General features: G+C 58.8%; 22 protein-coding genes. 8 read left to right on the forward strand and 14 right to left on the reverse strand.

The genetic code is table 11. From position 1 onward, the window contains the following. The first annotated feature begins 257 nt into the window (after positions 1 to 257). Positions 258 to 1,307 carry a hypothetical protein gene (locus ACVWYY_RS09915; protein ID WP_414344338.1) on the forward strand — a complete coding sequence of 350 codons (1,050 nt, stop codon included), beginning with the start codon at positions 258 to 260 and terminating at the stop codon, positions 1,305 to 1,307. Between the two features lie 81 nt (positions 1,308 to 1,388). Here the strand turns inward: ACVWYY_RS09915 and ACVWYY_RS09920 are convergent, their stop codons facing one another. From ACVWYY_RS09920 to ACVWYY_RS09965, 10 genes are all read right to left on the reverse strand, one after another. Then, positions 1,389 to 1,676 carry a hypothetical protein gene (locus ACVWYY_RS09920; RefSeq protein WP_457440422.1) on the reverse strand — a complete coding sequence of 96 codons (288 nt, stop codon included), beginning with the start codon at positions 1,674 to 1,676 and terminating at the stop codon, positions 1,389 to 1,391. A gap of 18 nt (positions 1,677 to 1,694) precedes the next feature. Continuing rightward, entirely contained in the window at positions 1,695 to 2,312 is a 618-nt protein-coding gene (locus tag ACVWYY_RS09925) for a hypothetical protein (protein WP_457440424.1), read from the reverse strand. A gap of 21 nt (positions 2,313 to 2,333) precedes the next feature. Beyond that, positions 2,334 to 4,163 (reverse strand): proline--tRNA ligase, encoded by a 1,830-nt coding sequence (locus ACVWYY_RS09930; protein ID WP_457440425.1) that lies wholly within the window; start codon positions 4,161 to 4,163, stop codon positions 2,334 to 2,336. 126 nt (positions 4,164 to 4,289) lie between these two features. After that, a complete protein-coding gene (gene infB, locus ACVWYY_RS09935; protein WP_457440427.1) occupies positions 4,290 to 7,457 on the reverse strand; it encodes a translation initiation factor IF-2 in 3,168 nt (1,055 codons plus the stop codon). A gap of 375 nt (positions 7,458 to 7,832) precedes the next feature. Continuing rightward, positions 7,833 to 8,141: a YlxR family protein gene (locus tag ACVWYY_RS09940; RefSeq protein ID WP_457440429.1), complete on the reverse strand. Its 309-nt coding sequence runs from the start codon at positions 8,139 to 8,141 to the stop codon at positions 7,833 to 7,835. 44 nt (positions 8,142 to 8,185) lie between these two features. Further along, positions 8,186 to 9,205 (reverse strand): HD domain-containing phosphohydrolase, encoded by a 1,020-nt coding sequence (locus tag ACVWYY_RS09945; RefSeq protein ID WP_457440431.1) that lies wholly within the window; start codon positions 9,203 to 9,205, stop codon positions 8,186 to 8,188. Between the two features lie 506 nt (positions 9,206 to 9,711). Beyond that, positions 9,712 to 10,581, reverse strand: a complete 870-nt coding sequence (locus ACVWYY_RS09950; RefSeq protein WP_457440432.1) for a prohibitin family protein — start codon at positions 10,579 to 10,581, stop codon at positions 9,712 to 9,714. 51 nt (positions 10,582 to 10,632) lie between these two features. Next, positions 10,633 to 10,917, reverse strand: a complete 285-nt coding sequence (locus tag ACVWYY_RS09955) for a hypothetical protein (protein WP_457384391.1) — start codon at positions 10,915 to 10,917, stop codon at positions 10,633 to 10,635. Further along, positions 10,914 to 11,480: a thylakoid membrane photosystem I accumulation factor gene (locus ACVWYY_RS09960; protein ID WP_457384390.1), complete on the reverse strand. Its 567-nt coding sequence runs from the start codon at positions 11,478 to 11,480 to the stop codon at positions 10,914 to 10,916. The genes ACVWYY_RS09955 and ACVWYY_RS09960 overlap by 4 nt, the downstream gene beginning before the upstream one ends. Before the next feature lie 133 nt (positions 11,481 to 11,613). Then, positions 11,614 to 12,792, reverse strand: a complete 1,179-nt coding sequence (locus ACVWYY_RS09965; RefSeq protein WP_414332153.1) for a TRC40/GET3/ArsA family transport-energizing ATPase — start codon at positions 12,790 to 12,792, stop codon at positions 11,614 to 11,616. Between the two features lie 143 nt (positions 12,793 to 12,935). On the opposite strand from ACVWYY_RS09965, the gene psbQ reads away from it, so the two are divergent. Further along, on the forward strand, positions 12,936 to 13,379 hold the full coding sequence (gene psbQ, locus ACVWYY_RS09970; protein ID WP_414349863.1) for a photosystem II protein PsbQ: 444 nt from the start codon (positions 12,936 to 12,938) through the stop codon (positions 13,377 to 13,379). A 361-nt stretch (positions 13,380 to 13,740) separates the two neighbouring features. On the opposite strand, the gene ACVWYY_RS09975 is transcribed toward psbQ, so the two are convergent. Continuing rightward, positions 13,741 to 14,622: a Tab2/Atab2 family RNA-binding protein gene (locus tag ACVWYY_RS09975; RefSeq protein WP_011432767.1), complete on the reverse strand. Its 882-nt coding sequence runs from the start codon at positions 14,620 to 14,622 to the stop codon at positions 13,741 to 13,743. An 18-nt stretch (positions 14,623 to 14,640) separates the two neighbouring features. Further along, the gene (locus tag ACVWYY_RS09980) at positions 14,641 to 15,117 is read right to left on the reverse strand and encodes a VOC family protein (protein ID WP_414424831.1); all 477 of its coding nucleotides are present in this window, start codon (positions 15,115 to 15,117) and stop codon (positions 14,641 to 14,643) included. A 299-nt stretch (positions 15,118 to 15,416) separates the two neighbouring features. Here ACVWYY_RS09980 and ACVWYY_RS09985 point away from each other — a divergent pair, with 299 nt between their 5' ends. After that, on the forward strand, positions 15,417 to 16,556 hold the full coding sequence (locus ACVWYY_RS09985; protein ID WP_457403400.1) for an energy transducer TonB: 1,140 nt from the start codon (positions 15,417 to 15,419) through the stop codon (positions 16,554 to 16,556). Between the two features lie 169 nt (positions 16,557 to 16,725). Here ACVWYY_RS09985 and ACVWYY_RS09990 read toward each other — a convergent pair whose 3' ends face one another. Then, positions 16,726 to 17,433: an RNA-guided endonuclease InsQ/TnpB family protein gene (locus tag ACVWYY_RS09990; protein WP_011432770.1), complete on the reverse strand. Its 708-nt coding sequence runs from the start codon at positions 17,431 to 17,433 to the stop codon at positions 16,726 to 16,728. A 256-nt stretch (positions 17,434 to 17,689) separates the two neighbouring features. On the opposite strand from ACVWYY_RS09990, the gene gcvT reads away from it, so the two are divergent. Further along, positions 17,690 to 18,814, forward strand: a complete 1,125-nt coding sequence (gene gcvT, locus ACVWYY_RS09995; protein WP_457403399.1) for a glycine cleavage system aminomethyltransferase GcvT — start codon at positions 17,690 to 17,692, stop codon at positions 18,812 to 18,814. 9 nt (positions 18,815 to 18,823) lie between these two features. Here the strand turns inward: gcvT and ACVWYY_RS10000 are convergent, their stop codons facing one another. Beyond that, positions 18,824 to 19,783, reverse strand: coding sequence for a sigma-70 family RNA polymerase sigma factor (locus ACVWYY_RS10000; protein WP_011432772.1), 960 nt, complete (start codon positions 19,781 to 19,783; stop codon positions 18,824 to 18,826). A 934-nt stretch (positions 19,784 to 20,717) separates the two neighbouring features. On the opposite strand from ACVWYY_RS10000, the gene ACVWYY_RS10005 reads away from it, so the two are divergent. From ACVWYY_RS10005 to mraY, 4 genes are all read left to right on the forward strand, one after another. Next, positions 20,718 to 21,092, forward strand: a complete 375-nt coding sequence (locus ACVWYY_RS10005; protein WP_457440435.1) for a DUF1257 domain-containing protein — start codon at positions 20,718 to 20,720, stop codon at positions 21,090 to 21,092. A gap of 22 nt (positions 21,093 to 21,114) precedes the next feature. Continuing rightward, entirely contained in the window at positions 21,115 to 22,230 is a 1,116-nt protein-coding gene (locus ACVWYY_RS10010; protein ID WP_457403398.1) for a pentapeptide repeat-containing protein, read from the forward strand. Between the two features lie 111 nt (positions 22,231 to 22,341). Continuing rightward, entirely contained in the window at positions 22,342 to 24,717 is a 2,376-nt protein-coding gene (locus ACVWYY_RS10015) for a phosphoketolase family protein (RefSeq protein WP_457403396.1), read from the forward strand. Between the two features lie 148 nt (positions 24,718 to 24,865). Beyond that, positions 24,866 to 25,888, forward strand: a complete 1,023-nt coding sequence (gene mraY / locus ACVWYY_RS10020; RefSeq protein ID WP_457403416.1) for a phospho-N-acetylmuramoyl-pentapeptide-transferase — start codon at positions 24,866 to 24,868, stop codon at positions 25,886 to 25,888. Positions 25,889 to 26,179: the final 291 nt, after the last annotated feature.

The following is a 26,179-nucleotide window of genomic DNA, read 5'->3' on the forward strand; positions in this document are numbered from 1 at the left end:
ACCAGCCTAGAGGTTCGGGCCTGTTTTGTTCTCTGGTAGAGCAGAGCAGGCTCAGGGCTACTGAAAGCCCGCTCCGTACCGCTTAGCGGTCGGAGTCGGGTAGTTTACAGGTTTAGGCGTATCGACAGGGGCCATCCCCTGTGACAGGATGCGAACAGGATATCGAGGCCGATATTCTCCTGGACTCTGTTTAGCCTTTCTCTGGGCTTGTTGCCTGTGTAGTCTGTCTGTACTCTATCTTTTTCTTGGATGGTCTCATGAGCGATAACTTGTATTCCTGGTTTCCCCGGGCCTTGGTGATTGGCGCTGCGGTTGTGGGGTTGTCGAGCTTGCCTGCAAGGGCTCAGCAAATTACGGATCCCAGCCCAGCTCAAGCGGCCACCAATGTTGAACCTACCTCGCCAATCTCGGCTTCTTTTCGCAGCCAAGATGGCGTCAGCGTGCGTCCGGAAACGGTGAGGGTTTTCCTGGATGGCCAAGACGTCACTTCCCAGTCGGTGATTACCCGCGATTTCTTCACCTATCGCCCTGCCCAACCCCTGCCGCCGGGGCGCCGGGAAGTTCTGCTGGAGTTCACCAATACCCAGGGGGTGACCCGCCGCGTGACCTGGAGCTTCACCGTGGGTAGCCCTGTCCGCGCTTCCATCGACCTGGTGGATCACAATGCCGGCAGTCGCCCCTTGGCAGCCGGGGAAATCCTGCTGGTTACCGTCAAAGGCACTCCTTCCAGCCGGGTGACGGTTTACCTCATCCAAGATGGACGGCAAGTGCAAACCTTGCCGGCTCAGGAAGTTTCCAGCGGCACCTATGTAGTGAACGCCCTAATCGAGGCGAAAGATACCACCCGGGAAGGGATCGTCGTCGCCCGCCTGGAAAATGGTGGCCAAGTGCGCTTCATGACCGCCGAACAACCGGCCCGCCTGATCGAAGGGGCCACCGGGGGCATCCAGCGGCTGACCACCCAAGAGGTTTCCGCCACGGTCAGCGCCCCTGGCCCACTCTTGCCTCAGATCACCAACCTGCGGGATGGGGATCGGGTTTCCGGCTCTTCGTTTACGCTGCAGGGCACTACAGCTCCCAATGCTTCGGTGCGGGTGAATGTAACGGCTTCGACCTCTCTGGGGGGCATCATCAGCGCCCAACAGACCGTGACCAACCAAACGGTGCAGGCAGATGCCCAGGGCCGTTTCACCATCACCGTTCGGCCTCCCATTCCGGCCTCTGGCACGGTGTATCAGGTGAATCTCACGGCCACTTCCGGCAACCAAACCAGCCCAACGGTAACCCTGCGCCTTACCCAGCAGTAGGGGTTCAAGGGATCCCAATCCATCCCGATAGCCTTCCCCCCACCCATCAAGGGATCTGGGCAGCCTTCCATGTCCAGCAGTTCAGACTTCCCTCTCTCCCCTGGGAGAAGGGCTGGGGGTGAAGGCTCTATCATCTTCAATTCCCAGGGATCCCTTGCCGGCTTGTAGGGGAGTTTTGGATAGAGGAGACTGCATTTGCCAGCGCCACAGGAGCCCGGCCACGATCAGGGTGGGCAAAACGATCATCCCGACCACCACTGGCATTTGCTCCGGCAAGGCCAAGTAAGGGCCACCATACTTGATGGCTGTGCTGATCCCGGCAGCAGCCAGCGTCAATTTTAGGGCAAACCAGACTGTTTTTTGATTCATGACTTATGGTCACTAAATTCACGATGGGCTGGGGTTGCTGACCATGGCAGTGAGAATGCCGGCAATGGTTTCTAGCTCCTCAGGTACCCGATACAGCGTTAAGTCTTGTTTGATCATCTGCTGATGGACAAGAATTTGTCCGAACTGCCAGATAGACCCCATCGTCACTGCACCGTAGATCTGAGCCTGCTGCTCCACCTGCGCCAGGGCAATCATTTCTACAGCCATTTGCACAAAGGCCCGCGTTAGATCGTCCTTTTTGGCTTCAACCACCAGCAGGATGTTCTTCCCTCGCAACAGATAATCGAGGCTGCCCTTCAACCAATTGTTGACCATCAGGGGATACTCCAGCCGCAAAGGAACTCGACAATGGAGAGCCACTTCGGTCAGCACAGGAGCCACCAGCAATTCCCGCCGCGCTGTTTCGCTGGTGAGGCTAACCAAAGGTAACAATTGTCGGATCCGATCTTTCAAAACTGGGGTTTGCGGCGGCGCAGGGGCAACAGGCCATGTCCACTCCCCAATTTCCAGTTGATAGCCAAACTGAGCCAAGATTTCATCCGGCTCGTAGGGCATCTCAAAATAAGAGCGAAAAGTATAGGATTCGTCTTCTTTAAGAATGGAGATGTTCAGCATCGGGTTCAGGAGAAACCACGCTCAGTCCGGCACAGCTAGGGCTGCTTCAATCCGCTCTTTCAGGGTGGTCACCACTTGTTCAATGGGAATTTCCGTGGCTTGGCCGCTGGCCCGCTCGCTGAGTTCCACCTTGCCTTGTTTGAGGCTGCGCCCCGTGGTGAGGCGATAGGGGATCCCGATCAGATCCGCATCTTTGAATTTCACCCCGGCCCGCTCGTCCCGGTCATCCCAGAGGGTCTCGATGCCGGCAGCAGCGAGATCTTGCACCAGTTTTTCCGCCACGCTCATCTGCTCGGGGTCGGAGATGTTGGGCACCACCACCACTACGTGATAGGGGGCAATGGCCACGGGCCAGATGATGCCATTGGCATCGTGGGATTGCTCCACCGCCGCCTGGGCCAAGCGGGATACCCCAATGCCATAACAGCCCATCCAGAGGGGCTGCTCGGATCCCTGTTCGTCGGTAAAGGTGGCCCGCATCGGCAGTGAGAACTTGAGACCCAACTGGAAGATATGGCCGATCTCGATGCCACGGGCCGTTTCCAGGATCTGGTCGGGGTTGAGTACAGAACGATCCCCCGCTTGCGCTTTGCGCACATCCACCACTTCCGGCAGGGGATATTGCTCGCCCCAGTTGGCCCCCACCACGTGCTGCCCCACGTGGTTGCTGCCGGTTACGAAGTTCTGCAGCAGAGCTGCCGTCTGGTCGGCCAAGCGCAGGATCTGGGGGGCAAGGTTTTTTTGCCGGCCCAGACAGCTATCCGGCAAGTCGGGGGCAATGTAGCCCACCGGGATGGGATCCCCCTGCCAACTGTTTTGGATCTCGGCATCGGCCAAGGCGAGCTTGAGCAATTTGCTGGCTTGGTAGCGCTCTGCCAGGCGGCTGAGGTGGTTGGCCAGTTTGACCTCATTGACTTCTTGATCCCCACGGATGCTGAGTAGCACTGCCACCCGCAGGCCGTTGTCGTAGAGGGCTTGGTAGAGGACGTTTTTAACGATCAGGGTAGAGGAGATTTTTAGGAAAGCGGCCAGCTTCTCGATGGTTTCGGTTCCCGGCGTATCCAGAACCTGGAAGGCGGTGTAGGGAGACTCTGCCGCTGGCGGCGGGATGGAGACGGCCTTTTCCACATTGGCAGCATAGGAGCCATCGGGCGTGTAGAGGATCTCATCTTCTCCGGCAGAGGCCAGCACCATAAACTCCTGCGAGGCCGCCGATGGCCCCCCGATCGCCCCGGCATCAGCATCCACCACGCGAAACTCCAGCCCACAGCGCCTGAGGATGCGGCTATAGGCTCGGTACATATCCTGGTAGGTCTGGCGCAGGCTTTCCTCGTTGGCATGGAAGGAGTAGGCGTCTTTCATGATGAACTCCCGCCCTCGCATCAGGCCAAAGCGGGGTCGAATCTCATCCCGGAACTTGGTCTGGATCTGGTAGAGCGTCTGCGGCAACTGGCGATAGGAGCGGATGAGATCCCGGGCCAGCAAGGTGATCACCTCCTCATGGGTGGGGCCTAGGGCCTGCTCACGTCCCTGGCGATCCTTAAGGGCAAACATGATCCCTTCCGCCTGGGTGTACACCTCCCAGCGGCCCGACTCCCGCCAGATCTCTGCCGGCTGCAGCTGGGGCAAAAGACACTCCTGAGCGCCGATGGCGTTCATCTCCTCCCGGACAATCTCCGAGATCTTTTGCAGCACCCGCCAGAGGAGCGGCAGATAGGTGTAGATCCCTGGGGAGAGCCGCCGGATAAAGCAGCCCCGCAGCAGCAATTTGTGGCTGGGCAGCTCGGCCTCAACGGGATCCTCCCGCAGCGTTACAAACAGCATCTGGCTCAGTCTCTGGCTCTGTTGCATCCATTCCCCCCTCTGAGGACTCCGTCCCGCTCGCACGATCAGCTCAAATTTTCCCTCCCTGTCTGGGATCCTCTGCCCGAGAACACAGGCCTGACCGGCAGGCCAACCTGAAGTGCCTTGATGAAGCTAGACAGAGGCCAGCGTCCGCCGCTTGGTGACCATCTGGTACACCTCGATGATGTCGCCTTCCTGCCAGGATTGGAACTTGTCGATGCCGATCCCACACTCGAAGCCCGCAGCCACTTCCCGCACATCGTCCTTGAAGCGCTTCAGGGAGTCTAGACGTCCCTCGTAAACTACCTCCCCTCTGCGGCGAACTCGCACCAGAGCATTGCGCTGCACCTTGCCCGAGAGCACATAGCTGCCGGCAACCGCACCGCGCCCGATGGGGATCACCAGGCGCACTTCCGCTTGGCCCAGCGGCTCCTCCACTTCTTCCGGCTCCAGCAAGCCCTCCATGGCCGCCCGCAGATCGTCCAGCAGGTTGTAGATGATGTCGTACTCCCGCACGTCCACACCCTTGTCATCGGCAGCCTGGCGGGCGCCGGGGGCCAGGGTAGTGTTGAAGCCGAGGATGATGGCGTCGCTGGCCGCAGCCAAATCCACGTCGGTTTCCGTGATCTCGCCAGGAGCCGCCAGCAGAACCCGCAACTGGACTTCCTCTTGGGGCAAATCCCGCAGCGCTGTCTGAATGGCCTCGGCGGATCCCTGGACATCCGTCTTGATGATCAAGTTCAACTCCTTGAGCTGACCTTCTTGGGCTTTGGCGGAAACGCTACCCAAGCTCACGCGACGAGACAGCAGCGCCTGTTGCAGACGGGTTTGCCGCAGCACCTCCGCCCGCTCTTGGGCAATGCGACGGGCCTCTTTTTCGTCGGTGTAAACCTGAAACTCATCCCCGGCTGCCGGGACTTCATCCAAGCCCAGCAGTTGTACCGCCGAAGACGGCCCAGCTTCCTGCAACCGCTGGCCGCGATCGTCCATCATCGCTTTGACCCGGCCCAGAACGGCCCCGGCCACCAGGGTGTCTCCGACCCGCAGAGTGCCATTTTGCACCAAGAGGGTAGCCACCGGCCCGCGAGCTTTGTCCAGGTGGGCCTCGATCACCGTGCCGCGAGCGGGACGATTGGGGTTGGCCTGCAGCTCCGCCACATCGGCCACCAATAGGATCATCTCCAGCAGAGCATCCAGGTTACGGCGGGTGAGAGCGCTCACCTCCACCATGGGCGTGTCGCCACCCCACTCCTCTGGCAATAGGCCGTGCTCTGCCAACTGCTGCTTGATGCGCTCTGGCTGGCTGCCGGGCTTGTCGATCTTGTTAATGGCCACGATGATCGGCACCTGAGCCGCCCGCGCATGGCTGATCGCTTCCAGAGTTTGCGGTTGTACCCCATCGTCGGCGGCCACCACCAAAACCGCAATGTCGGTGACGCGGGCTCCCCGGGCGCGCATGGCGGTAAAAGCCTGGTGGCCAGGAGTATCCAGGAAAACGATGCGCCGCTTCTGGCCTTCAAAGTTCACATCCACATGGTAGGCACCGATGCGCTGGGTGATCCCGCCAGCCTCTCCCTGCGCCACTTTGGTGTCGCGGATGGCATCGAGGAGGGTGGTTTTGCCGTGATCCACATGGCCCATGATGGTCACCACCGGCGGACGCGAGACCAGATGGTCGATGTCCTCCACGTCCAGCATTTCGGTTTTTTTGGCCTCGGGTTCTGCCTCGGGTCGGCGAATCTCATAGCCCAACTCTTTGGCCACCGACTCGGCCAGCGACTCATCCAAGACCTGGTTGATGGTCACCATCACCCCTTTGAAAAAGAGGGTTTTGATGATCTCAGTTTCGGCCACGCGCAGGCGATGGGCCAATTCCTGAACGGTGAGGCTGCCATCCAAGAGCAACACCTTCTCTTCGGGCAAGGGCTCTGTCCCGCTGGCGCGATCGGCAGCACCAGCCTCAGCGGAGGTAGGTTGCTGCTGCGAACGAGCAGCAGGGCGGGGGCGGGCGGTGGGAGCAGCCGTTGCCACGGGTGGGCGATAGGAAGGAGGCTTGGCGGTGGGGCGAGCCAAGGGCTTGAGGGCGTTTAGCTCAGCCTGCTTGACCGCTGAAATGATGGTCATGGGATCCAAATCCAAACCATCTCCATCTCCTTCCCCCCGTCTCCGACTGCGTTTGCGTTTGGCTTGGACGCGGGCAGCCCGCCGACTGAGAGCTTGTAGCTCGTCGTCCTCTTCTTCTTCCGTTTTGCGCTTGACCTTGGGTGGGGTAGGTCTTACAGGAGCCTCTACCAACACCGGGCTGGGACGTTCCCCAGGGATCCTCTCTGGCAAGGGAGAGGCAGCATCTGGGTCAGGGGGAGCCGGCTTGGCCACAGGACGGGTAGGGGGCCCCACCAATTCCATCCGCCGCTGCGGACGAGGAGCTTCACCGACTTTGCCGCTGCTGGAACGGTTTTCCTCAGTCACCGGAGAACGCGTGCCAGGGCGAACAGGTGCGCCCACCAGTTGTGGACGGGGGCGCTGCGCAGGTGGAGGAGAAGGAGCTTTTTCTTCCGCAGGCTGAGGAACGCGGGCGTGGCTGGGGGATGGTGCTTCTGAGGGGCTGGGGCGACTGGGCTCGGGAGCTTTTTGCGGCGGTTCAGGCCGCTCTGCCGGCGGTTTTGTCCCGGAGGTAGCTCGTTGAGGGGGCGAGAGTACGATTGGGCGCTTGGCCACAGGACTGGGCTCCGAGCCGCTGGCTTTGGCCGCGGCAGACTCAGAGGGAGTGGGAGGGGTTGCCGGTTGAGAAACAGTCTCCGGCTTTTGGGTGGCCTCAGACGAGCGGACAGGAGGGCTAACTTGCCGCCGCGGTGGGCCTATGAGCTGAGCACCACCGCTGGCAGATCCTTTTTCGGGGGAGACTCGCTCAGGTCGAGACAGCGAGGGCTTGGCAGCCGGCGGAGTTTCAGCAGTCTTGGCTTCGCCAACTGGGGCTTGCTGCTGAACGGGCGTGGGCCGACGAATGCCGACGATCGCGCTAGCGGTGCCGGGAACTTTCTGCTGAGGGCGCTCACCGACTTTGGCTTCAGCAGGAGGCTCCGGCGGCAGGCTTTCAGATGGGAGTTTGGGCCGGGGTCGAGGAGGTTTCACAATGTGGGGGGCGCCCAGCTTGCTGCGCACCAACTCAGCTTGCTCCGGAGAAATGGTGCTGCTGTGGGTTTTGAAAGGGATCCCCAGTTGCTCACAAACCTCCAGCACATCCCGACTGTCACGCCCCATCTCACGGGCAATATCATAAATTCGAACTTTATCGGTCATTCGTCTGCTAGCCTCTGCTCCTTTACTTCTCGTCAGTTTTACTATCCAAACTCAATGGGAACCAAGTTATTGGGTTGAGCCGAACCTTTCGGGCTTGCGGGGGCTTCCTCCGGCGCATCGAGAACAGCTCGGCAATCCTCCGGGGATCCGGCCTGAAGGGAACCCAGGTCTGAAGCTGCTCTGGCAACATCCGCAGGGGACATCCAGTAGGGCAGCCAGGGAAAGAATAGATGGAAACAGCGCCTCCAGAATAACCTCTCTGCAGCTCCTCCAGCCTGACCTCAGTTTTCCGGCCAACTCCCATTCTGACAGTTGAGAGGGGCTGTCGTGTAGTTCGCAACCTGATGAACCTAAAAGGGCGTTTAAATATCTTACCTATGTTTGGGAATACCTCTGAGGCTCAGGCTTTTGGAGGAGATGCCCCTGGCAATCCTGCTCAAGAGAATCCAGCAGCCGTTGAAACAACGAGTCAGGCACCGGTGCCTTGAGAGCTCTGCTGATTTGCTGCTTGCGCCGGGCTGCTTGCAGACATTCCAGCCGCCGACAGACATAGGCAGAGCGCCCCATACCCCCACCCAAAAGCACTTGGTGGGAATCAAATTGTCTGACCAGCCGCCACAGTTGTGAGCGAGGAAACAACTGGCGACACCCTACACAACGACGCAGCGGATCGGCACCCGGCAAGAGACTCTATCCTGCTGGTACACTACAAGCAAGCCCTATCTAGCCTACTCCAAATCCAGCGCCCGCGATCGCATAAACTCAAAGAAATACTCCACCAACTGGGGATCCCGCCACCCTCTGGCTGTTTCTTCCCGCAAAATGTCTATAGCCTCTTGAGCAGTGAAAGCTCGCTTGTAAGGTCGCTCCGAGGTGAGGGCGTCGTAGATGTCGATGATCTGGAAGATACGGGCCACCAGAGGGATCTCTTCCCCCTTGAGGCCGTCGGGATAACCGCTGCCATCCCAACGCTCGTGGTGGTGACGGATGAGGGGCAACACCTCTTTCATGGTGCGTAGCGGGCGGCAGATTTGCTCCCCGATCAAGACATGGGATTTCATCACCTCCCACTCTTCCGGCGTATGCTTGCCTGTTTTACCCAAAATGGCATCGGGTATGCCCACTTTGCCGATGTCGTGCAGGTAACCTCCCCACGTCAGCACCTTGATCAGGGGACGGGGCAGATGCAAAAACTCGCCGAAGCTCTTGGCCATTTGTGCCAGGCGCTCACAGTGATCCCCGGTGGTGGGATCCCGGCTTTCCACACTGCGGGCAATGGCGAACAAAACCTGGGCAGCATGATCCAAGTCTTCATTGAGGTGCTTTTGGCGAACGAGGGAACGCACCCGCGCCAACAATTCCGACTCGTCAAAGGGCTTGCTCAAGAAATCATCTGCCCCAGCTTCAATACCGCGCACGCGATTTTTGCGATCGCTGGCCGCTGTAATCAGCACCACCGGGATCAAACGCGTCTCGTCATTGGCTTTGATGCGCCGACAGACCTCGAACCCATCCAACCCCGGCATCATCACATCCAGCAAGATCAGATCCGGCTGGAAGGTTTTCAACATCTGCAGGGCTTGATTGCCGTTTTCGGCCTCGCTGACCCGGTAGCCAATGCTCTCCAGCAGATCCCCCAGCAGCAGGCGGCTGTTGGGCTGATCATCCACGACCAAAAGGTGACCAGCCTCAGCCTGATCCGCAAAAGGTGTGACAGGGATCCCAGCCGTTACGGGCATCTTGGGCATCTCGAGTTTGGCAAGTTGGGCGCAGGAGGAGCCGGTCACCGCACAATTCCAGTTGCAACACTTCTACAGTAATCCCATCAGAGAAAAAAGAGCATCAGGCTTTACACTGAGCTGCTCTAAGAAAGGGAAGGGGTTTTTCCCACCAATCCAGAACTTTGTGAGCACTTGTACAGAGCCTAGATATCCTGGAAGCCTCTTTCTGTTTAGTCTGATACAGATGCTTCGGAGAGTGGATGCCCCAGTCAACTCCCCAGGCTCCTACGTCAGCTTGCCAGTTGAGTGTCGGGCCCGGTATTTGGCCCCCGGAGTACCGGAGAGTGCTGGGTTCTCTATGAATGCAAAATGAATGCAAAGGCCGAGAATTACGGCCCATCAAGAAATTAAGGGGCACAGCAGCAACACTTCTCTGGGAGAGGGGCTGGGGCTGATGGTCTGTTGAGAACGGGCTTGGAGTGGATGCACCTGAACTGGATGGATCCAATCCTAACTTGGGACTCTCGAATCGATTACTTGTTGAGAAAGTCCCCCAGATTGAGGATGGCGTTTTGCTCGCTGACGATGGCTTGGATGTCGTCGGGCAAGTTGCGGACATACTCGAGCTGGATGACGTTCGGGTTGCTGCGCAGCGCTTCCCCTTTGAGGGCGATGGCTTGGGCCTCACCGCTGGCTTTGACAATCATTCGTTGTTTGATGAGTTGAGCCTGCTCTACGCGAAACACTTCTCTTTGCTTCTCTTGCTCGGCAATTTGTTTGGCTTCGATGGCCGACTGAAACTCTTTGGAAAATTCCACATTGCGCAAGAGCAAGCTCTGCAGCACCAGCCCTTCTGGCTGCATTAGGCGAGAGAGCTCAGCGGCAATTTGTTCTTGGATTTCAGCTCGTTGCTCAGAATAAACGCCAATGGCCGAATAGCGGGCGATAACATTGCGCACCACGGCTTGGGAGGCGGGGCGAATAATTTTGTTCAGGTAATCGGGGCCTACATTGCGATGGATTTCGGGAACCCGATCCGGATCCAGGCGATAGCGCACCGAAACATCCAGATCCACCCGTTGCCCATCGGCAGTGAGAGCGGTGAGGGTATCGTCGGCTTTGACGCTGCGCTCTTCACTTCGGCTGGTCATGTTGTAGGTTTGGGTGCGCACATCGTAAAGGGTGGGGAACTGCAGCACCGGAATCAGCAGATGGATCCCCTCGCGGCGGGGAGTCATTTCCACTCCCGTGAGGCGGTTGAAGATGACGGCTTCGTAGCCGGGTTGGACAACCAGCAGACAACGGGGCAGGAGGGTCAGCAGCGCCAAAAGCAGGCCCAGCAGAGGCAGAAAGCGCGAAGTCTTGCGGTCAAGACTAAATGGTCTAGGGCGTCGCATGCGCATGGGCAAGGGCTCCGGGATCCAAGAGCTTTTTTATCTTAAGGGGTGTGCTGGCTAGCTCAGCACCCAGCGCTGCAGGGCAATGCCCAGCAGCAGGCCAAGGCCGCCGAAGCGTACCACCTGCCAAAAGGTAGCGGGGACAGGATTAAACACCTCTAGCACATAAGCCTGCAGGCGTTGCTCCAGTTGACTGGCTTCAGCTTGGATTTCGGCCCATTGTTCAGGGGAAAGCTGGGCTACGCGCTCCAATTCTCTGAGGTCGGCAAGACGAGCCTGGAGACTCTGGAGTTTTTCCTGCAGAGCCTCGAGAGGATCAAAGGGATCGGGATTGGCCGTCACGGCTGGGCTTTTGTGGGGGGGTAGGCTTGGGGAGAACGGGATCCGGCAAATCCGGTTTGGATCTCGTTGAAGGGTTTGGCTTTGATCACCCCTGGGGGAACGGGATCCAACTTGAAGAGGGCGCGAATAGCGTTTTCCACCTCGGTGATGGGGCGGTTGCCGACGGATTGATAGACGATATTTCCCTCTGGGTCGAAGAGGAGGGTTTGAGGCACTTGTCCGGTGTAGTATTGGCCGCGCTCGTCGCCGGGCAGGAGGGAATCGACGGAATAGGGGATGAAATAGACCCCCAGCCCGTAGCGAACCTGCAGGTTGGCAATGGTGGCGGCGTATTTTTTGCAATCGCTACTGTCATCGATGTAGTACACGAGGAGGGCCGGGATCCCTTGCTCTTTCGCCTGCTTCAAGGAAACGCGGGGGGGGATCATGCCGCCATTGGCCCCGTAGAGGGCAAAGATGTTGCCATCGTAACGGTCGTCGTTGAGCAGGGCGCTGGCGGGAGGGGAAAACCAACCTGTCAAAGCGATGAGCAGAGCCACCAGGAAGATACGAAGCAACAGCATGATCTCATCCTCTTCTGAGAAGGGATCCTCGGCGATCCATCTTTAGAAGTAGGGAACACCCTCATTGTGCCATCTGGCGCTGACGCTGCCCCGTTGCCGTTCAACACTGACGCAACCAAGAGCAGCTACAGCCTCAAGCAGCAAAATGAATGCGCAGGTAGTCTTCTTCCATCTTGGCGCGGGCCGGGGTCATGGCCGCTAAAGTCTGGGGCAGAACCAAGTTGCGGCGGTGGTTGCCGATGCGGATGTTCAGCTCATCCCCGGTTTTGGTCAATTCCACCTGCTCTTTCGGGATCCCGGGCAAGTAAAGATCCAGCCGGTACTGGCCGTTGTCGGTTACCACATTCAGGGTTTGCTCGGCATAGAGCACGTCCGCCGGGTTGCGATCCCCCCAGAGGTCTTTTTTCAGGCGGGCTAGGGCGTCCCATCCCACCAACTCCTCGGAGTACAGCGGGATCTCGAAGACCGGCAGGGGGGCAAAGTTTTCGTGGATTTCCTGGCGATATTTCTGTTGGGCTGCCTTCCAGGCGGCAAAGTAGGGATCCACCACTCCATCGGGCAAGATGCGGTTGGCAATCACCAAATCGGTGGCCACCCCGTAAAGGCTGAGGTAGGCGTGGGCCCGCAGCGATTCTTTGATCACCATCTTTTCGGGGTTAGTGACCAGCCGCACTGAGGTGATGCGGTTGTTGGTGAGGATGCGCTCCAGCCGCTCAATCTTCTGATAGAACTCATAAGGAGCATCCAGCACCTGGTCATTCGGCAGCGGGATCCCGGTCAGCCCCTTCACAATCGGCTCGGCAATAGGACGCAGCATTTGCGCCAGCCCCTGCAGGGGTTTGTAGAACCTGCGCATGTACCAGCCAGAAACATCCGGCAGGCTCAAGAGGCGCAGGGCCGTGCCTGTAGGGGCCGAGTCGATGATCAACACATCGAACTTGCCTTCGTCGTAATGGCGATTCACCCGCACTAGGGCAAAGATCTCATCCATCCCTGGCAAAATCGCCAGCTCCTGTGCCTGCACCCCATCTAGCCCTCGCGCCTGCAACACCTGGGTAATGTAGGTTTTGACGGATCCCCAATTCAGCTCCAGTTCGTTGAGGGCGTCCAGCTCCGCCCCCCAAAGGTTAGGTTTGACCTCGACCGGCTCATGGCCCAAGGGCTGATCGAAGCTATCGGCCAAAGAGTGGGCCGGATCTGTGCTCAGCACCAAAGTTTTCAGGCCAATCTCGGCACAACGCCAGCCGGTCGCCGCCGCCATCGAGGTTTTGCCGACTCCACCCTTGCCGGTCATGAGGATGATGCGTTGCATGAGAGTGCCATTTACATTCTTTTACATCCCTAGCCTAACCGATTTGCTGTGCTCTTCGAGAGGCAGCCAAGGGGCTGAGGTGCAGCCAGCGGGTAAACTATTCATTTGATTACCAAATGATTGCCAAAAAGCTGATGGCAATCATGGCCAAGAAGTCAAGCCTGTTGCAGGCATGTGGGAGGTATGTGATGATCTGTCGCTGGCGGAGTGTGTTGCTGGTTGCCATCCTGACATTGGGGCTGTGGCTGGGATCCCTTTCTGTGCAAGCGGCTGCTGGCCTGCCCCGAGAGCTGCAACAACTGGAGCAACAGGTAGAGCGGCTGCAAAGCCTGGTGGAGGCGGAGGACTGGTTGGAGATCCGCTCCTACATCCACGGGCCGATGGGACTCACTCGTAAGACCTTGACCGGCCTGGCGGCTACCCTGCCAGATAAACAAAAGCGGGAAGTGCTGCGCCTGGCTAAGGAGATGGGCCGCAGCTTAGAACAACTAGACTTTGCCGCCAAAGCCTATGACCAACCCGAGGTGGAGGCAGCCCAGGCCAAGGTGAAAAAGACCTTGCAGGCGCTGGAGGCTGTGTTTTCCTAGTGAGGATCCCTTCTCTCTTTGGCGACTTTGGCGATATGGTGGTTTCAAGTTAGGGTGAGACGCCTAGGCCACTGATCGCGCCAGCAGGACGGAGTCCTTGAAAAGCCTTCTGGCCCTGCGCATTCAAGGTTTTGGGTGCGGATGCAGGGCCCTAGTTTGAATCGAAAACGCAGTCATTTCAAGTAGTGTAGTCATTTTTTAAACAGGTAATGAAACATTTCTGTCGCATTGGTCTCTAACTCCCCTCTCCCTCTGGGAGAGGAGCTGGGGGTGGTCGCGGCAGCGGCGCGGAGCGTTTGGGGAGTGTCTCAATCTAGTTTGAAATGACTGTAATTTACAAACAGGCTGTAACGGCTGCTACTTACAGCGGATGTTGCATCAGCCAGAAGCCGGCGAAAGACTGGGCCCTGAGATCGGTTTGAATGGCAAGAAAGTGGAGCCCCTGGGCCTGCTGCTGGCGCTGGGCAAAGACTTCTGCCTCTGTTCGCAGTGTTTCATCTCTCAATTGTGCAAACAGATAACAATCGTTGAGGCCCGCCTCGAGCAGTAGCCGTCCGTCTGCCACACTCAAGTAGGCGGGTTCCATACCGCTCATCCAGGCTGCCATCGGCAAAGCCCGCTGCGAGGTAATCACCAAGCCGGGAATGAGGGTGCTCCGCACCACTGGTGCCAATGTGTCGGGCGTCAAAGTGTCCCAGGCAACCGGAAAAAGCTCGCCAAATTCTATCGGCCAGGCGTCGGCTTCCCGCAGATCCTCAGCTCGCAAGGTCACGAAGGCCCAGCGTTCTCCCTGCAACTTGTCCGGCAGACGGATGGGATCCGGCGGATCCGGATCCACAGGAGGTTCGGGGCTGTAGGTAAACTGAGTCTCTTGAGGGTAAACCTGCTCTGCCCGTTCTCGCATCCAAGCTTTGAGGGTGTAAACGCGACGACTGGGCAGCATCGGGATCCCAACCGCATCGCAGGCCCGTTGCAGGATGGAACTCATGCGGGCTCGAAACACACGAATGGCCGAGGGAGGCTGGGGAGCCGCTTCGAGGTAGCTCCGCAACTGTCGTGCCACCCAGGTGCTATTCACCTCTTGGTTACTGCAATACTGCGCTTGGCGAAACCGGCCGGTGGGATCGCATACCAACAGCTCCCAAACCCTTCGGTTCTGCTCATCCCGCAGGGGGACGGCGTTGAAATCCATCTGCCAGATAGGGCCGCGCGCGGGGCCAGAACGCAGGGGTTGAGTGGCCAAAGGTTCCTCCTGTTTGCACTACATGCCACTTGAGCGGGCCGGGGATCGTTCGCGCGAGCGGTGGGAAGCACTGTCCCCGACCAAGGCCAACTCCCGCTCCCCAAAAATGGCGGAAGCGTGGCGGTAGTACTTAAACTCCAGCAGGTTGTAGAAGGGATCCTGCAAAAAGAAGGTGCCGTGTTCCAAGGGGGTGTCAACAAAGCGCCAACGCGGCTCCTGATAAAAGGGCAAGGCTCGCTCCAGGGCACGGTCGGCCAGCGCCTGCCAATCCCCTTGGGTAGGGAAGATCAGGCCAAAATGACGAGGGTAGATGCCCCGCTGGGGCGTCAGCTCTTCGTGGGTGAGGTGGGCCACCAGTTGATGGCCGTACAGGTTAAAAATAACGGCAGCAGAGGTTTCTCGACCGATCTCACAGCCCAAGCCATCGCCGTAGTAGGCCTTGGCCAAGGCAATATCGGCAACTGGAAAGGCCAGATGAAAGCGGATGGGTTCCATAACGTCGCTCCTAAAAAGCCACCAAAAGTGCCCCACCAGCCAACATCAGAGCCAGCACCCCGAGCTGTGGGGCTTTTCCCCGGCTAATGGGATCCCCGCTCTTTTCAAGGTAGGCGATCTTAGAGCTGCTGCAAGGTGGGATCCCTTCCCGAGCCCGAGATAGACTATACGCCTTTGCGCAGGAGTGCCAACTGCTCGGATGCTATAACACTAGCTGGGGTGTTACCCCCGTGGCCCAGTCTGCAACAGACAACTCGGTGTGTTGAGAGCGTTGAAGAAAGGAAAGGGCAATCTTGGCTATGACCAGCATCTGGATTGAGCAGCGCCGCCGCGAGGATGAATCTCGCAACTTTTTTTGGATGGTGGCGCTGTCGCTGCTGCTGCACGTGCTGGTGCTGCTGGGATTGCTCCACTTGGGGCGGCTTTGGCTCACTCGCGAGCCAGAACAAGAAGCCATTGAGTTTATCCTTCTGGATCCAGAAGAGCTGCAGCCCCCAGAGGAAGCAGATCTGGTTTCAGAAGTTGATTCCCGCGATGGGGGTGAGCGGGTAGAAGCCCCTCCGTCTCAAGGCAGTCCACCTCAATCTCAGGCCGCCCCTCCCCAGGAGGCCCCTCCGCCGCCGCCGCCAAGACCCCAACCACCGCCACCGCCTGCCCCTGTTCCACCACCACCTGCCCCGGCTGCAGTTGCCCTGGCAACCCCAACTCCAACCCCTCCACCCAAGCCCACGCCTACCCCAACCCCCGCTCCCCCTCAGCCCACCGCGACCCCGACTGCGGCACCGTCCCCTCCCACGCCTGTCCCCAGACCTACTCCGACCCAAACTCCACCGCCTGTGGCGGCTGCTCCCTCCCCAAGGCCCACTCCCCCGCCAACTGCGGAGCCCTTGCCCATACAGCCAAGCGAGCGGGTTTCGGATCCCAGCCAATTGGCTCCCGTTCCGCCCGCTCCGCAACCGGTGACAGAGGTTCTTCCCGCCCAGCGGCCCTCTGACTCTTCCCAGTTGGGGCCTCCGGTCAGTGCCTCTGCTCCCAGCAATGGAGCCGGGATCCAGGGCAGTGGAGCTAGTGGATTGGCCAACCCCACCCAATCCGCTCCCAATCCCCCCAGTGTGGCAGCGCGGGCCAATGTGGATTGGGGTCCTTGGCTGGCCGCTTTGCAGCGAAAAGTGGAGCAAAATTGGATACCTGGGCAGACCGGTACCTCGCGCCGCACAGTGGTGATCTTTACAGTGGGTCGAGCTGGCGATCTGCAGAGCATTCGCCTGGGGCGCACGTCCGGCAGCCAACAAACAGACGATGCAGCGCTGACGGCTATCCAGAGGGCAGCTCCCTTCCTGCCCCTGCCTGAGGCTTATGAGGGCAACTCGGTGACAATTAATTTCACCTTTGATATCAACGTGCTGGGCCAGTTGACTGTAGGGGGATCCGCCAAGTAAACTACCCGACCCTGACTGCTTCGCGGTACAGAGTAGGCTTTTAGTAGCCCTGCAGTTAGTAAACTAACCACGGACCTCTGGGATGGTTTACGACACCCCCAATCGACCGTTACCAGTGCCTTAAACAACCGTTCCTGGTGTCCGCAGTATTATTATATCACAAGTTATATCACAAGGCAAGTGAAGTTGTGTATTCCTCCCGATACTGACTTAATCTGCGCTGGTGCTGCTTTAACCTCCTTTCGCTGCGTCTGAGAAACTTTGGACACTCTACAGAGTTGCCGTTCTGGTCGGTGTAGAAAGCCTTCCAGCCCAAGTCAATGCCAATAACATTGCCTGTGTATTCTCCCTGCTCCTTGCGCTCCACATCCAAGCAGAACTGGGCATAGTACCCATCTGCCCTGCGTATCACCCGCACCCGATTGATTTTGGAGTTTAGGATATGGTGTCTTGCCTCACCATTGCAGTACAAGGCAAATGTTCCTGCGTTGAAGCCGTCGGTGAACGTGATGGACATGCCGTCAGGAGACAGCTTCCAGCCGGACAGCTTGTACTCGACCGACCGACAGTTCTTCTTGAACTGCGGATAGCCTTTCCTTGGCTCTTTGTTCTTGCAACGGCGGTAGAAGTTGGAGAGGGCAGACCAAGCTCTTTCGGCACTAGCTTGACGGGCGGCAGAGTTGAGCTGGCGGGCGAAGGGGAACTCTTTGGCCAAGTCCTTGCAGAGGGAATACAGAACCGCTTTGGTCGCGCCCCGGTTATCCATCCAGTACCGTAGACACTTGTTTTGCACAAACTGCGCAGTGCGAATGGCTTCATCCAGAGCTTGGTACTGCTCTGCTGTGCCGTTGAGCAGCTTGGCTTCTCTGACCAACATATTGCTATTTTAAAGTGCTACGCACCGCTACCGCGAACAGCGTTCCTGAAGGGATAAAACGGTCTGCGCCTTACATCCCTACCCTCAAGGGCAGGGCTTTACGGCGTTTTCTCGGTAAAACCGCAGGGAGCGCTCCAGGTTGCCGACGCGGATCATGGTGTGGAGAAGGCGCATGGCACAAGCTCCGAGAAATGGGCGATGCTGCACTTATTTTAGTCTTTGACCTTTTAGTCTTTAGACCGCTGAGGATCCCTTGATGAGCCAAACGCCTCTGCAACGCACCCCCTTGTTCTCCCTTCATCAAGCTTTGGGGGCGCGATTTGTCTCTTTTGCCGGCTGGGAAATGCCGCTGCAGTATCGGGGAGTGATAGCAGAACATCGGGCAGTGCGGGAGAGGGTGGGGACATTCGACATTTCCCACATGGGCAAGTTCACCCTCTGGGGGCCGGAGCTGGGATCCCACCTCAGCCGTCTGGTTCCCAGCGATCTGAGCGCCGTTCCTGTGGGATCTGGTCGGTACACCGTCCTGCTCAATCCACTGGGGGGCATTTTGGATGATGTCATCTTCTACCGGCATCCACCGGAGGGTGAGCTGGAGCACTGGAGCGTGATCGTCAATGCAGCCACCCGGCAGAAAGATTGGGATTGGCTCAACCACCACTTCCAAGGGATCCCCGGAGTTAACCTGCAGGATCACTCCGATGCTCAGGTTCTGTTGGCGGTGCAGGGGCCGGCAGCCGAACAGGTTCTCCAGCCCTTTTTGGAGGGATCCCTGAAGGCTTTGCGCCGGTTTCAGCACGGTCAGTTTGCCGGAGCGGCGGGAGCCTTGGGAGAGTCTATCTTCGTGGCCCGCACTGGCTACACCGGAGAAGATGGCTTTGAAGTCATGCTCAGCCCCGAAGACGGCATCCGCCTTTGGGAGCAACTGATTCAGGCCGGCGTACAACCCTGTGGGCTGGGCTGCCGCGATACCCTGCGCCTGGAGGCTGCCTTCCATCTTTACGGGCAGGACATGGACGAGAGCACCACTCCCTTAGAAGCGGGCTTGGGCTGGTTGGTGAACAACCCAGGGGACTACATCGGCAAGCCCGCCATCGAAAGCCAACGGCAGCAAGGGATCCCTCGCCACCTGGTGGGGTTTCGCATGCTGCATCCGGCCATCCCCCGCAGCGGCTATGCCATCTACGCTCCCAACTCCCCTGAGCCGATCGGACGGGTAACCAGCGGCACCCATTCTCCCAGTTTGGGCTACGGCATCGGCTTGGGCTATGTCGCTCCGGCTTGGGCCAAGGTGGGATCCCGGCTGGAAATTGAAATTCGGGGGCAGCGCCAGCCTGCCGAAGTGGTGAAAAAACCTTTCTACAGTGCTGCGCACCGCTGACGCAAACGGTTACAGGTTCCCGTTAACCCAGGGTTTGGCAGCTTTGGGCGTGGAGTATTCCTGTTGCAGCCGCCGCAATTTCCGCAAGGCCCGCCGCTCAATTTGTCGGACTCGCTCTCGCGAAAGGCCGATGTGCTCCCCAATTTCCCGCAGCGTTAGGCCCCTCGATCCATCCAGCCCATAGCGAGCCACGATCACCTGTCGTTCTCGTTCACTCAGTTGGCCCACCAGCGCGCGGACTTCCTCTCGACGGGCAAGCTGGGTTAGGTGTTCAACAGGGTCGTTGTCTTCATCTGGGATGAAGTGCTGCAGCTCGGTGCCGTCTTCATCCCCTACCCCCACATTCAAGGAACGCATCTCTGCCATGTGGCGGGTGATCAGCTCCCGGTAGTTATCGCCAATATCCAGAGAATCAAAAACTTCTTCCGCTTGGGGACGGGATCCCCTTTCGGCAGATAACTCGCGGTAGCGCCGCTTCACCTGGGAGACCTTTTCGTACATGTGGGCCGGCAGACGGATCATCCGCCCCTTGTTTTGGATGCCCCGGTTCACGCTTTGCCGGATCCACCAAGTGGCATAGGTGGAGAACTTGTAGCCACGGGTGGGATCGAACTTTTCCACGGCGCGGGTGAGGCCGATGGTGCCTTCCTGAATCAGATCCAGAAACGGCAAGCCTCGATTGCGATAGCGCTTGGCAATCGACACCACCAAGCGGAGGTTACACTCCACCATTCGTTTCTTGGCTGCTTCCCCCTGCCGCAGGATCTGCTGCAGCTCTGCTAAAGGGATCCCCAGCCGCTGGCTCCAACCTTCCACAGACTCATGGGGCTGCCGTTGCTCCAAGAGCGTCACCATCCGCTGCACCTGGTGAGCCAGGCGGAGCTCTTCTTCAGCGGTGAGCAACGAGTAGCGGCCAATCGTCTTTAAGAAACGCCCCACCGCATCTTGCAAGTCAAGACTTTCTGACATATCAAACCCCACACCATAAATTCATGTCCTGTCAGAATCTCTACTTCTCCTGCTGCATCGGGCCCTCTTCCTACACACGAAGCTGACCTTTCTGCAAACAGCACCTTATTCATACCAGCACAAAAGCCTTTTCGTAAAGGCTTTGACTTCGAAAAATCTAATCCAGAACTCGGTGTTTGACTCACTAAATTTATTGAGGCTGCTTCACTAGACACTACCGGCAGTGCTTTAAGTCCTTTTTTATTGAGTAGTAACTCTACCTTAAGTAGGAGGGAAGAGATCAACTATTTTATAAACTCAATCTTAAGTTCTAGATAGATTGAAAAAATTATTCCACTTGCTTGACCAGTTTTTGGTACCAAATCAGATCTTCAAGAGATCTTCAAGAGACAAAAAAGCAATTTTTTCATCCAATTTGTGGGACTAGAGATGAGTATTTTTGTTCGCAGAGCCATCGGAAAAGCTTACTTGGCAAGGCACAGCAAGGGTCATCGGCGGGTTTTTGGAACGGCTTGGGGCTGGTTTGGTACCTCATCGCCGGCAATTCCAGCCGGAGACAGACGAGAACAGATCCCTGTGGGACAGATTTTTGCTGCTGCCTCCAAACATAGTGGAGACTATCGTCAATTCTTGACTTTAGACTCTAGATGTAGATCCAAGATTTCTGTGTTACCGAACACGCCAGGCGCGGATGCCTCAGCCTTGGTGCTCCGTACCGCTATCGCGAATGCCGCAGCGCGCGCCTACATAAGAAGGCAGGTCAGGCCAGCCCAGCGACCCTCCAGGCCCAGGTGTGTTGCACTCCTGCGGGAGAAAGGGGGAGCTGCGTTCCGCTCGCTCGACCCACCGCAGGATGGTTTACATTTCTTCCACCACCCCAAGGGCGCTTTATAGTGAGGATCCGGTCTCCATCGGTCAAAGGATTGGAAGGGCCATGTCTCACTTCACCACCCTGCAAGTGCAAATCAAAGACGCCGATCTCCTGGAAGAGACCCTGAAGGAATTGGGCTACGCCGTGCAGCGGGATACCAGCCTGCGGGGCTATCTCTGGAACCGCACCCGTGCCGACTTGGTGATCCGTCAGAAAAATGGCTTCGACATCGGGTTTCGCCGCAACGGGGATCACTACGAGCTGGTGGCCGATCTGTGGGGGGCGGGCATCGATCCCAAGACCTTCCTGGAGCCGATTTTGCAGCGCTACGCCCACAAAAGTTTGCTGCGCTCAGCCCGTGAGCAGGGCTATACCATCGAGGCCGAAGAAGTGCTGGAGGATGGCACCATCCGCGTGGTGGTGGGGCGTTGGGTATAGCTAGGCCCATCGGCATCCGCCCATGGTAGGTAAGCCTCAGCCGGCTGTCAGGACTGACCAGGGATCCCGGCCCCAACCTTGGGATCTGGTGTTGGGGGGGCAAACGGCAACCGGGAGCGCCCCGGCCCATGCCTTGGTGTTGGGAGGTATCGAGGGGGCGCGGAGACGACTCGCCCATAGCGATGAAGCCGTGCGCTTAGCCACCCTGCCCCAGTTGCTGCAGTACGGGTCGGCGGGCCTGGCCGAACTCATTGAAGCCCTCGCCGGCAATAGCTCTTGGGCAGTCCGCTTGGCAGCTTGGCGGCTGTTGTCTCAGCTTGGCCAGCCGGAGGCAGAACGGGCCTGTCGCACCTACAGCCCTTTTCGCCCGGTGGGGGGAGCGCAAGGGGTGATCGTGGCCTATCGGCGGGGGGAGCGGGATTTTGCCTATGCAGACCTGGAGGGAGCCGACCTTCAAGAAGCACGGCTGGGGGGGATCAACCTGTGGGAGGCCAACCTGAGGCGGGCCAACTTGCGCTTTTGCAACTTCAACGGCGCCCGGCTGCGGCAAACGGATTTGCGCCAAGCGGATTTGCAAGGGGCCAAGCTGAGCGGAGCCGACTTACAGGGAGCCGACCTGCGGGGATCCGACCTGAGGGGGGTAAAAGTTAGCGGCACCAGCCTGCGGGGATCCCAGCTTTCGGAAGAGACCCACCTGGAAGAACGGGTGCGCCACATTTGGCAGTTGCAAAACTGGGGGGGACAGGGACAGGATTTCTCCGGCCAAGACCTGAGCAAAGCCGATCTGCGGGAACTGGTGCTCTGTCAGATCCGGCTGAGGGGAGCGGATCTGAACCGGGCCGATCTGCGCGGATCCAACCTGGAGGGAGCGGACTTGGGGGGAGCCAACCTACAGCGGGCGGACTTGCGGGGGGCCAACTTGCAAAATGCCGACCTGGAAGGGGCCAATCTCAGCGGCGCCGAGCTGCGTCAGGCCCAGTTTCAGGGGGCTAACCTGCGGCGGGCCGATGTCAGCGGGGCCAACCTAACCCAAGCCAACCTGGAAGGAGCTCAGATCGAAGGGTTAAAGCACAGCGGATCCCGGATTGCCGGCCTGATCTTTCCCGACGGCACCCCGATCAAGCCCTGGTGGTGGTAACAGGTGCCTACCGCTCACCCAATGAGCCAAATCCAAAGGAATCCCAAGATCCCCCGGCAATTGGGCAAACCCGGATCACCATAGGAGTAGAGATACCTATGGAGTACAGCTATGGTTCTGGCAGAACAGCTCTCGACAAAACCGCTCACCGCCGACGAGCTTCGCAAAATGGATGCCTACTGGCGGGCCGCCAACTATCTGTCGGTCGGGCAAATCTATTTGATGGACAACCCGCTGCTGCGAGAACCCCTGAAACTGGAACACGTGAAGCCACGCCTGCTGGGGCACTGGGGCACCACACCCGGGTTGAACTTCATCTACGTGCATCTCAACCGCATCATCAAACGGGAAAACCTCAACATCCTCTACATCACCGGCCCCGGCCACGGTGGCCCTGCTCTGGTGGCCAACACCTACTTGGAAGGCACCTACAGCGAGGTGTATCCCAACATCGGCCAAGACGCCGAAGGCATGCGCAAGCTCTTCAAGCAATTCTCCTTCCCCGGCGGCGTGCCCAGCCACGTGGCTCCGGAAACCCCTGGCTCCATCCACGAGGGGGGAGAACTGGGCTATGCCCTGGCCCACGCCTTTGGGGCTGCCTTTGATAACCCCGATCTGCTGGTGGCCTGTGTGGTGGGGGATGGAGAAGCGGAAACCGGCCCCTTGGCCGCTTCCTGGCATTCCAACAAGTTCCTCAACCCCATCCACGACGGAGCAGTGCTGCCGATTCTGCACCTGAACGGCTACAAGATCGCCAATCCCACTGTTTTGGCCCGCCTCAGCCGTGACGAGCTGCAAAATCTGTTTGTGGGCTACGGCTACAAACCCTACTTCGTAGAAGGCTGCGAGCCGGCAGAGATGCACCAGTTGATGGCCGCCACTTTGGACACGGTGATCCACGAGATCCAAGAAATCCAGCAGCATGCCCGCAGCAAAAGGGATCCCACTCGTCCCCAATGGCCGATGATCATCCTGCGCACCCCCAAAGGCTGGACCGGCCCCAAAGAGGTGGACGGCAAAAAGGTGGAAGATTTCTGGCGCTCCCACCAAGTGCCCCTGGCGGATCTGGCCAAAAAACCGGAGCACCTCAAGGCTCTGGAGGACTGGATGCGCAGCTACAAGCCGGAAGAACTCTTCGATGAAAATGGCCGTCTGCTGCCGGAGCTGCAAGAGCTGGCCCCCAAAGGGGAAAAACGCATGGGGGCTTTGCCCCACGCCAACGGCGGCCTGCTGACGCGGGAGCTGAAAATGCCGGATTTCCGTCGCTACGCCGTGCCTGTCCCCCGCCCCGGCACCACCGAAGCCGAAGCCACCCGAGTTCTGGGGCAATTTTTGCGGGATGTGATGAAGCTCAACCCCCACAACTTCCGCCTCTTTGGCCCCGATGAAACCGCTTCCAACCGCTTGGATGCTGTGTTTGAGGCCAGCGACCGCACCTGGGTAGCTCCCATCTACGATTGCGACGAGCACCTCTCCCCCGATGGACGGGTGATGGAGATCCTCAGCGAGCACGTCTGTCAGGGCTGGCTAGAAGGCTATCTGCTGACCGGGCGACACGGGTTCTTCTCCTGTTACGAAGCCTTCATCCACCTGGTGGACTCCATGTTCAACCAACACGCCAAATGGTTGAAAACCACCCGTCACATTCCTTGGCGGCGGCCCATCCCTTCCCTCAACTACCTGCTGACTTCCCACGTGTGGCGGCAGGATCACAACGGCTTCAGCCACCAGGATCCCGGCTTTTTGGATCACGTGGTCAACAAAAAGGCCGAAATCATCCGCGTCTACCTGCCCCCGGATACCAATACTTTGCTCTCGGTGGCCGACCACTGTCTGCGCAGTCGCCACTACGTGAACGTGATCGTGGCAGGCAAACAGCCGGCCCTGCAGTACCTGGATATGGATGCGGCCATCAAGCACTGCACCCAGGGCTTGGGAATCTGGGAATGGGCCAGCAATGATCAGGGTTCAGAGCCGGATGTGGTCATGGCCTGCTGTGGCGATGTGCCCACCATGGAAACCCTGGCGGCGGTGGACTTTTTGCGGCAGCACCTGCCGGACATCAAGATCCGGGTGGTGAACGTGGTGAACCTAATGAAGCTGCAGCCGCCCAGCGAACACCCCCACGGCATTAGCGACAAGGAGTTTGTCAGTATCTTCACCCCCGACAAGCCCATCGTGTTTGCCTTCCACGGCTATCCTTGGCTCATCCACCGCCTCACCTACCGCCGTCCCAACCACCACAACCTGCACGTGCGCGGCTACAAGGAGGAGGGCACCACCACCACCCCCTTCGACATGTGCGTTCTCAACCAGGTGGATCGCTTTAACTTGGCCAACGACGTCTTGGAGCGGGTGGAGCGCTTCAAGTACCGGCGGGATCACGTCCAGCAGCTTATCCGGGACAAGCTGGTGGAGCACAAGCAGTACATCTGCAAACACGGGGAAGATCTGCCGGAGGTGCGCAACTGGAAGTGGCCCTATTGAAGGGATCCCCACTCAACTAACTTTCGCCTCTGAGCTCTGGCAGGATAGAGTTTTTGAGGGTTTGGAGGTTGAGGGTGTGAGGGGTTCAGAAAGAGTGGATGCGGATACACTTCCTGATCTGGAGCTGGAAGAAACAGAGTGGGGCGGGATGGCGCTCTCGCTGGGGCTGGGTTTAGCCCTCTCGGCCCTTGTGATTGGGATCCGCCCCCAGGTGGTCGTTCCTTTTGGATTGAGCGCGTTGGGTTCGGCCCTGCTGGGATCCCCGCTCATCCCCGGGTTGCGGCGCTGGAAGGCGGGGCAAGTGATCCGCCAGGAGGGGCCCCAATCCCACCAGAAAAAAGCAGGCACACCCACCATGGGCGGGATCAGCTTTTTGCCCGTGGGGCTACTGGTGGCGGGGATCTGGAGCGGCTGGGATCCCCATTGGCTGGCCGTCGCGCTGCTCACGCTGGCCTACAGCTTTGTCGGCTGGCTGGACGATTGGCTGGTGATCCGACAGCAATCCAACAAGGGGTTGTCTCCCAAGCACAAGCTGTTGCTCCAGGTGGGGATCGGTCTGGTCTTTTGCGGCTACCTGGCCTGGCAGGGGATCCCGACAACCCTAACGCTGCCCGGAATCGGCACCCTAGCTTTGGGCTGGCTGTTCTGGCCCTTGGCCCTGTTTGTGTTGGTGGGCACCAATAATGCCGTAAACCTCACCGATGGTATGGACGGCTTGGCGGCAGGGGTGGTGGCCATCCTGCTGATTGGGCTGGGGCTCCTTCACAGGGATCCAGAGCTATCGGTGTTGGCTTTCACCCTGAGCGGTGCCTGCTTGGGGTTCCTGGTTCACAACCACCACCGGGCGCGGCTGTTCATGGGCGATACCGGATCCCTGGGGTTGGGGGGCGCTCTGGCCGGGTTGGCGCTGCTGGGGGATCAGCTCTGGGCCTTGGCCCTGATGGGGGGAGTGCTGGTGGCAGAGGCGCTGTCGGTGATGCTGCAGGTGGGCTACTTCCAATACACCAAACGCAAAACCGGCACAGGCAGACGGCTGTTGCGCATGTCGCCCTTGCACCACCATCTGGAGCTGGGGGGCTGGTCGGAGGTGCAGGTGGTGGGATCCCTCTATGGGATAACGGCGCTGCTGGTGGGGCTGGGCTGGGCCTGGTGGCACTGGACCGGAATGTGAGTTCGAGCTGGGGATCCACCGGGATTCCAATGGGGGCCTGACCTCAAACGGGTTGTTCGGCGTGGGAAATGGCCACCGGCAGATCGGCCCCCACCCGCTAAGTCCCGGGATCCCTTCTGTTGTGAGGAAAACGCAAAGATTACTGACCGATGTTTGTTCCCTGTCAAATTTCCAACTGAATCTTTTACATTCACCGTTGCAGATCGGGGATCGCTGTAACGTATAGATATGAACTTAAGTTAACATTGCCTTCCCCTGTAACCCAGTTGGAGGCCTCTAAAAGGAGTGTAA

It is taken from the genome of Thermostichus sp. MS-CIW-34 (genome assembly GCF_054060435.1).